Source organism: Reyranella soli (assembly GCF_007992495.1).
GTDB classification, from domain to species: Bacteria; Pseudomonadota; Alphaproteobacteria; order Reyranellales; family Reyranellaceae; genus Reyranella; species Reyranella soli.
In genome coordinates, this window is record NZ_BKAJ01000336.1 from 1 (window position 1) to 2292 (window position 2292).

General features: G+C 68.4%; 4 protein-coding genes. All 4 read left to right on the plus strand.

Annotated features, from left to right (window positions below):
• Positions 1-457: HPr kinase/phosphorylase (locus tag RSO01_RS46560; RefSeq protein ID WP_308933127.1), on the plus strand; the 457-nt coding region annotated here is incomplete at its 5' end.
• Between the two features lie 16 nt (positions 458-473).
• On the plus strand, positions 474-1415 hold the full coding sequence (gene rapZ, locus RSO01_RS46565; RefSeq protein ID WP_147157442.1) for an RNase adapter RapZ: 942 nt from the start codon (positions 474-476) through the stop codon (positions 1413-1415).
• Positions 1416-1424: 9 nt separating this feature from the next.
• Positions 1425-1829 (plus strand): PTS sugar transporter subunit IIA, encoded by a 405-nt coding sequence (locus RSO01_RS46570; protein WP_147157443.1) that lies wholly within the window; start codon positions 1425-1427, stop codon positions 1827-1829.
• Entirely contained in the window at positions 1826-2137 is a 312-nt protein-coding gene (locus tag RSO01_RS46575; RefSeq protein WP_147157444.1) for an HPr family phosphocarrier protein, read from the plus strand. The genes RSO01_RS46570 and RSO01_RS46575 overlap by 4 nt, the downstream gene beginning before the upstream one ends.
• Positions 2138-2292: the final 155 nt, after the last annotated feature.

Here is a 2292-nt window from a genome sequence, read left to right on the forward strand (position 1 = left end):
GGTCCGGAAGACCATGACAACCCGCGTTCACGCGACGTGCGTGGCGCTGCGGCAGGGCAGGACATGGCGCGCCGTGCTGCTGCGCGGGCCGTCGGGCGCCGGCAAGTCCGATCTCGCGCTGCGCCTGATCGAGACCGGCTGGCGTCTCGTGGCTGATGACCAGACCGAGCTCAGCCGCCAGGGCAAGCAGCTGATCGCCACCGCACCAGCGCGCATAGCCGGCATGATCGAAGCGCGCGGGCTCGGCATCGTGAAGGTCGGCCGTGACCAATTGGTGAGACGCGCCGCCGTCGCGCTGCTGGTCGATCTCGCTCATCCCGACCGAATCGAACGATTGCCGGAGCCTGCGAGCGAGACTGTCCTGGGAATCGAGCTGCCGGTTGTTTCACTGGCGCCGTTCGAAGCGTCCGCCTCTGCAAAGTTGCGTCTTGCCTTGGCGCAAATCGCCAACGCATGATCGGCAGGCTTCAACCATGCCCGACAGCCCGGCGACCTCGACCACCATCGACCAGCGCGACACGCGACGCCCGTTCGTCCTCGTGACGGGCCTGAGCGGCGCCGGCCGCGGCACCGCGCTGGCCGCCCTCGAGGACATGGGCTATGTCGCCGTCGACAACGTGCCCTTGCCACTGCTCGGCGACCTGATGCGCTCGACCGCCGGCAGCCCCGGCGAGATGGCGGCGCCCCTCGCCTTCGGCGTCGATACCCGCACCTACGGCTTCGAGCCGCAAGACCTGGTGCGGCGCGTCCACGAGCTTCGCCTGCGGTCCGATATCGACACGCGCCTGCTGTTCCTCGACTGCGACAGCGAGACGCTGCAGCGGCGCTACACCGAATCGCGGCGGCCGCATCCGCTGGCGCCCGACCGGCCAGTGAAGGACGGCATCGGCGAGGAGCGCAAGCAGCTCGGCTGGGTGCGCGATTCAGCCGACGTCGTGGTCGATACCTCGGCGCTGTCGCCGCACCAGTTCAAGCAGCTCCTGGTCGGCCACTTCGCGCTGGGCCGCAGCCTCGGCACGCGGCTTTCCGTGATGTCGTTCTCCTATCGCCGCGGGCTGCCACGCGAGGCCGACCTGGTGTTCGACGTGCGGTTCCTCAAGAACCCGCACTACGAGCCGACGCTGAAGCCATTGACCGGACGCAACCAGGCAGTCGCCGCCTTCGTCGCCAGCGACCCCGGCTACCGGCCGTTCATCGATTCGCTCAAGGGCTTGGTCGGGCCGCTGCTGCCCCGTTTCGACGCCGAGGGCAAGAGCTATCTGACCATCGCCATCGGTTGTACGGGCGGCCGGCACCGGTCGGTGGCGGTGGCCGAGGAGCTGGCAGGGTGGTTGCGCGGCGCGGGCCGCTCGGTCACTCTCTCACACCGGGACGCCGAGGCAGCCGGGGAGGCTGGGGCTGGCGGTGCAGGGTAGAGCATACGAATGATTGGCATCGTACTGGTGACCCACGGCAATCTGGCGCGTGAATTCATCGCCGCCTTGGAGCACGTCGTGGGTCCACAGCAATACGTCGCGGCAGTCTGCATCGGCGCCGACGACGACATGGAAAAGCGGCGCGCCGAGATCCTGGAGAGCGCCAAGGCCTGCGACACCGGCGATGGCGTGATCGTGCTGACCGACATGTTCGGCGGCACGCCGTCGAACCTCGCGATCTCGATCATGGAACAGGCGCACATCGAGGTGCTGGCCGGCGTCAACCTGCCGATGCTGGTGAAGCTCGCCTCGGTGCGCACCCGGCCGATCGCCGAGGCCGTGCGCATGGCGCAGGAAGCCGGCCGCAAGTACATCACCGTCGCCTCGCGCATCCTGGCCAAGGAAGCTTCGTGACGGATGCCGGGTCCGAAGGGGCCGCGGACGCGAGCATCGGCGCGCTCCGGCGCACTCTACCCATCGCCAACAAGCGCGGCCTGCATGCGCGCGCCGCCGCCAAGTTCGTGCGCACCGCCGGCCAGTTCGACGCCCTGGTGCGCGTCTCCTTCAAGGGCCAGGAAGTCTCCGGCCTCTCCATCATGGGCCTGATGATGCTGTCCGCCGGCATCGGCAGCGAGATCGAGGTCTCCTGCTCGGGGAAGCAGGCGACGGACGCCATGGCGGCCTTGTCGGCCCTCGTCGAAGGCAAGTTCGGCGAGGAGTAAATAGCCTCCGCGGCGATTCTCACTTCACCTCCCCCGTCATACGGGGGAGGCCGGAGGGGGAAGGCCACAGTGCCGCCGGCTTGTTTCAGATCATGATCTTCGCCTTGCACTGATCTCCTCTGATGCCTTCCCCCTCCCCGCCTCCCCCGTATGAC

Bases quoted from the DNA above. Each gene is read 5' to 3' on its own strand.
- rapZ (WP_147157442.1), top strand. From the start codon at position 474: ATGCCCGACAGCCCGGCGACCTCGACCACCATCGACCAGCGCGACACG.
- RSO01_RS46570 (WP_147157443.1), top strand. From the start codon at position 1,425: ATGATTGGCATCGTACTGGTGACCCACGGCAATCTGGCGCGTGAATTC.